The sequence below is a fragment of the Okeania sp. SIO3B5 genome, from assembly GCF_010692555.1.
Lineage (GTDB): Bacteria > Cyanobacteriota > Cyanobacteriia > Cyanobacteriales > Microcoleaceae > Okeania.
This window is the reverse complement of the sequence record NZ_JAAHHG010000611.1, coordinates 1-5,522: the sequence shown is the minus strand read 5'-3', so window position 1 is coordinate 5,522 and position 5,522 is coordinate 1. Positions and strand designations below refer to the sequence as shown.

Sequence of the window (5,522 nt, the reverse complement as noted above, 5' to 3'; positions counted from 1 at the left end):
TGTTGACTCTACTACGGATTTCCTTGTCATACTCCCGAAACATCACTCATCAAAGTTGGGATTGATTGGTGTCCGCCAGAATTGCGTACCAAAACCATGAGTACGTTTGTGAGAGAACCCAATTCAGAACTTGTGCAATTACTCGATCAATTCCTGCGTCATAATTGGGATGGAATTAAGGAGTGTGTGGGTCTGTATTTTAGTCCATACACGATGACAAAAGATACTCTATTTGTACTGGATAAGCTTCCCGGATATCCACAAATTAGTCTTTTTACGGGTGGATCTGGTCAAGCATTTAAGTTTGCGCCGCTGTTAGGCAAGTTGCTTGCTGAGTTAGTGCTAAATCAGACTCCCTCTGTTGATTTATCTCCCCTAAGTGCCAGTCGGGAGCTTGACAAATAGGTAGGGTTTGCTGAATAAATTGTTTGGTGGATAGGACACGGGGACACGGAGACGCGGGGACGCGGAGATGGGAGGAACAGGCAACAGTTTAGACTATCTGCTACGGCTAAATTTTCGGCATCCTCAGGGGAAAAGTATTAGCATTTTGAGGCTACAATAGCCAAAAACCTTGCACTTTTTCAATATCTAAAAAGGCTAAAACCAATATCAGTAAATGCTTTCATATTTAATCAGCAAACCCTAGGTATTTCTGCATAGTAATGGGTATGGGGGCTAAAACGCTCACCATACCTTTACCGAAATCATTACAATGCACCACTACTGACAAAGAAACAAAGGAAACTGCAAGCTCCCGTCATTTATACGCTTTGTCTGAGCTTTATTTCCAGGGAGAGGCTTCTGGGCATTTCAGAAACTTGCGTTTTAACTCATCAGCCTGATAATAAAGTTCTTCAACTGTTGTAGCTATTAAGTTTATGTAGGCTAGCCGAAAACCTTGATTCCTTTTGCTCCCGCATACGTCATCACCGGGACTTATGTTCATTACAAATTTAGGATGACGATCCGCAACCTCAAAATTGACTAAATTCTCAGCGATATCATCAGCAAAGGTATTCACATAAAAGTTTCCGCCAAACAAGCCATTCGCCTTAGGCGTTTTTGGCCTATGCCCACAGCAAATTTCAATTAAGGCAGCAAACTCATCCCCATCCTCTAAGCATTGAACATAAATTGGTCTGAGCTGACCAAACACTCGACTATTAACCTCCATAACTTTTAGAGATCCATCTTCAAAAACAAAAAATTCAACATTTACAAACTGATTGTCATATCCGATATCGATCAGACGATGCACAATCTGAGAATAGCTTTGACGGATATTTTCTTGAATAAATTCTGGTAAACTTGAAGGATAAATACAAGCATTAAAACATTCTGGTTTGCTCGAAAAGTAGATATTGTCAGTAAGTCCCCAAAATATAATTTGTTCATTGAATACGCACCCATCCATAGTAACTTTATATGGAGATTGTATATACTCTTCAACCAAAGCAATACTATGAAAACATAGAGGATATTTATCTCGATCAATGTACTCATCTGCGAATACATTAAAGTATCTAAATTGTGAAAACTCTTCTTTTAAAACAGCAGCTTTCTCCTCAAACTCTGCATAGGACTTTAACATTGATACAAACAAAGAGGTGGCACTTATTGCTGGTTTTATCAACGATGGGAAACCCAGTGATTTGACATTGCTGTAAGTATGAAAGTTTTCAAGATCGACATAGGTATAGCGAATGGGGGAAGGATCAAGATAAGCACGAGTATAGAACTTATGTAGACAATGTAAAACTGATTCGATACTAGGTCCTCGTAAATGTTTAAACTGTTGACAAAGAATAGCCTGGATAATGGCTGGTATATCATGTGTTGCTAGAACAACATGAATATCATGCTGTTCAATATATTCTTTACAAAATTCAATGTAGGCGATTATATCAAATGTTTCTCCAACATTTCCAGCGGTGATCTGTTCCGAATCTAAATAATGGAAATCATATTCTTCTCTATTTTTAGTAGTTTCACAGGCTAGGTAATCTCGTTGGATTGGGCAGAGGACAGCAACTTTGATTCTTGCTTTGCTTTTCATTACTTTGATTTATTCTTTGTAAATCCGAATATGGGTGTGTGTATAATCCATCGAAAACTGACCGGGATTTTCTCGAACTTTAGCTGTAAATCTTTGGTAGAATTGATTGACAATATCAGAAATGTCTTGATGGGATCGATTGGTTAGAGCATTTCTGAAAGTATGTTCACTCCAAGAACGAATTGTTTGGGTGAGCCCTTGGGCAAATTTCTCTGTATCCCGATCGTCTTCGTACTGAGACCGATAAGGACAGGGAATCTGCATCGTTCGGATTTCCCCTAATCGTAACCCAGCTTGATAAACTTCACTTTGAGGATCTTCAAGACACGCAGCAAACTCGGCTTCTGTTCGGTAATAATTTTGGAATGTAGCACCAACATATTCTTCGGGTTGAATCAACCCCTCAATCTGCATTTGTTTCCAAATTTCGTGTAGAATATCGTGCATATTGAAATCTACCTGATTGTTGCCTAGATAGCGCCCTTGTTCGTCTGTGGATAAGTTAGCGGTTACGATTTGACCTCCAGATTTGAGTTCTTTAGCTCTAGCTAGGAGAATAGTAGTCCAGTCAAGCTGAGATTGGGCTTGAAAAATGGCTTTATCTTCCCCTTGATCACAAGCATTAATATGGGTATGGTAATTCAAATGTTTAGGCAGCTTACTTAGCCAGTGCATGGCTGTAGACGAGAAACCAAAATCTAGACTATTGGGGGGACACACAGGTTCATAGAATGAGCGTGGAACCATTGAAACGACTAGATTTTTATCACCCTGCATTAAAAAGGATGAAGTTTTACCCAAAGCATTAAAATCATTACTGGGTAAATCACTAAATACTGCTTCAATAAAAACCCCGCTATTTTGTTTTTTGATTGTATCAAAAATTTGCTGCCATAATCCTTGGGTAGTACCACCGTCTGCAATACCGTAATCAGCTAGTTTTACTTGTGAACTGTTTTGGATGGGTTGGATTGCTGTTGTGACTAAATCCCCAGCAGCTTCGAGACAAAGTTTTGCTCCAAGTGTGTTGAGTGAGTAGTCAGATGCCATATAAATTGCCATGTCAGATATTCTCCAATGATGATGATTTTTTTCCTGCTTTTGGGTTTAATTTTTCTCTAAAAAATCTGGCATTTGACATCCCACTCTGGGTTGTTTATCTGCTGCTGAAATCAGGGTTGATATGACTTGTTCGTAGGATTTGTCGCTATTGGTTAGCTCTGCCAAAAATAACTTTACTTTTTCTTCAATCACTCCTTGAACAAATGCATAAATATATCGGGGATCTACTTGCTTGAAAATTGATGGGGCATAAAATTCGATTGAGTCGCAAATGACAGCACCAGCACTACTAATTGATTCAGGAATAAAAGTGATTGATTTTGCCTGTAAAATATCGAGTACAGAAGGTTCGCTTAGGGGAACATTGGCAGAACCAACAATATATTTACACTGCAAGGAATCGGCAATTGCTGGTGTAATTAGACCACTAATAGAACAAGGAACTAATGCATCACAGGGAATATTCCACCAGTTCTCATCCTGTGAGATGTTCTTACAATTAGGAAGATCAGCTCGCTGGGATACAATGTCATAAGTCATAATACTTGCTCCAAGTTTTTGGAGAGCTAGAGCAGTAGCTTTACCCACTTTTCCCAAACCATGAACCAGAAAAACTAAACCCTCAAGATTTTTTCCAAAAATACCTTGAATACTACCCACTACACCATAGGCTGTGGCAATACTTGGGTCAACTTGAGAATCTAGAGATGCCAGAATATAAGGACAGTGGTTTCTGAGATATTCCATGTCCTCCAAGGAAGTATTTAAGTCACAACCGGTGTACATCAAACCATTAAGCTCATTCAGCATAGAACCGATAAAGCTCAATAAGTTTTTCTTGCAGGCTTGACAATCAGCGATCGCTACAACAATTTTACCACCGCTAAAACCTGTATTGTACATAAGATGTTTATGAGTCATAACGAGGGACAAATTTCTACAGTCCTCCCAAGCCAGGGTCTCAGATTGGTACGTTTTGACTCTCAATCCACCGTTACTTGGCTGATTAAGGGTGGCTCTGTCTAACCCAATGAAGCATTGAAAGCCATCTGTATCTTTCTGAATAATTTTCATTTAAACTAAATTTGTTATACTATGGTGGATTATATTACAAAGGTTAAAAAAACAATCACTTCTCTGACAAATTTGTTCCTGTATTTCTTGCTTCTTCTACCCAACCATCAAACTTCTCTTGATTTTTCTTGATCCATTCTTCTGCATGGCGACGGAAATCTTTTGAGTTACTTTCACCATCTTGTACGAGTTTTTGTTGAGCATTAACATCTTCAATAGGAATTGAAACTAGCTCAAACAGACGTTTAGCGGCTGGATTAGCTTGCAAAAATTTATTGTTTGCTACTATCCTGACTCTATCAACCGCAATACCTAGATTTTTTCCATCTAGCATAGTTTCTTGTTCCGACACTTCTCCCTGTTCTTTTGGTAGAGAAGTGAAAGGCACTTCTAGCCAGATTGCATCCTTACCAGGTTCTAATACTGCAGGTATCCAATGAGGAGTGTAAAGATAATAGAGAATAGGTTTTTCCAGTCGGTTGCGAGCTACTACATCTGCCAACAAAATATCATAATTACCTTGATCGTGTTCAACCGTATCTCTCAGTCCATAGACATCCAAGTGATGCTCAATGACTAACTCACAACCCCATCCAGGATTACAACCTGCTAAGTTAGCTTTTCCATCACCATCTGAGTCAAAAAGTTGGGCAATTTTGGGATTTTTAAGTTGCTCTAGGCTAGTAATTTTATATTTATCGGCGGTTTTTTTGTCAATTTGATACCCTTGCAAAGCATTATCAACAATAATTCCTACCCGCTGGAATTTATCTTCCCCTCCGTTTTCTATAAAAAATTTATTTTGGAGTTTTTCCCAATGATCGGTGTAGAAATCTAATTCTCCGTTACTAACAGAAATATGCACTACGGGAACACTGAGTTGTTTTACGGCTTCAGTTTGATAACCAAGCTTTTCTAGACCAATATTAATAACTTCTGTTAAAAATGCTGCATAGGTTGTGATACTAGAGCCAGAGCTTACTTTTACCCCTTTACCCGGCATCGTTTTGTCTGTTGATTCAGGATTAGATTGAATAGTTGGTTGACAGGCAATTAAACTGATTGACAAAAAAGCTAAAACTATTTTTAAGCAGTGTTTTTTTCTTTTTCGTTTCATTTTCATCCTTTAAGCTAGTTCTAGTCAAGCAATGGCTTATATCATGTCCGGTTGAATAGTTAGACTTTGGCGGAAGGAAGGCCGGAGGCAGGAGGCAGGAGGCAGAAGGTTTTCTCAAGAGTGTCACCTTAATTTTATACACGCTCCGATGCTACCGGACATGATATTAATTTTATTCCACAGAGCTAGTGGGTATCCTAAATGGTGTTT

At 38.8% G+C, this 5,522-nt stretch carries 5 protein-coding genes; 1 reads left to right on the top strand and 4 read right to left on the bottom strand.

Annotated features, from left to right (window positions below; genetic code table 11):
- Positions 1 to 108 precede the first annotated feature (108 nt).
- Positions 109 to 405, top strand: coding sequence for a hypothetical protein (locus F6K54_RS39345; RefSeq protein ID WP_293089685.1), 297 nt, complete (start codon positions 109 to 111; stop codon positions 403 to 405).
- Positions 406 to 784: 379 nt separating this feature from the next.
- On the opposite strand, the gene F6K54_RS39340 is transcribed toward F6K54_RS39345, so the two are convergent.
- The 4 genes from F6K54_RS39340 to proX are packed head-to-tail and all read right to left on the bottom strand — an operon-like array spanning position 785 to position 5,312.
- Complete coding sequence (locus F6K54_RS39340; RefSeq protein WP_293089683.1) at positions 785 to 2,059, bottom strand: acetyl-CoA carboxylase biotin carboxylase subunit family protein; 1,275 nt, start codon at positions 2,057 to 2,059, stop codon at positions 785 to 787.
- A gap of 9 nt (positions 2,060 to 2,068) precedes the next feature.
- Entirely contained in the window at positions 2,069 to 3,121 is a 1,053-nt protein-coding gene (locus F6K54_RS39335; RefSeq protein WP_293089682.1) for a hypothetical protein, read from the bottom strand.
- A gap of 45 nt (positions 3,122 to 3,166) precedes the next feature.
- Positions 3,167 to 4,195: a Glu/Leu/Phe/Val dehydrogenase dimerization domain-containing protein gene (locus F6K54_RS39330; RefSeq protein WP_293089680.1), complete on the bottom strand. Its 1,029-nt coding sequence runs from the start codon at positions 4,193 to 4,195 to the stop codon at positions 3,167 to 3,169.
- A gap of 55 nt (positions 4,196 to 4,250) precedes the next feature.
- On the bottom strand, positions 4,251 to 5,312 hold the full coding sequence (gene proX / locus F6K54_RS39325; RefSeq protein ID WP_293089679.1) for a glycine betaine/L-proline ABC transporter substrate-binding protein ProX: 1,062 nt from the start codon (positions 5,310 to 5,312) through the stop codon (positions 4,251 to 4,253).
- Positions 5,313 to 5,522 lie beyond the last annotated feature (210 nt).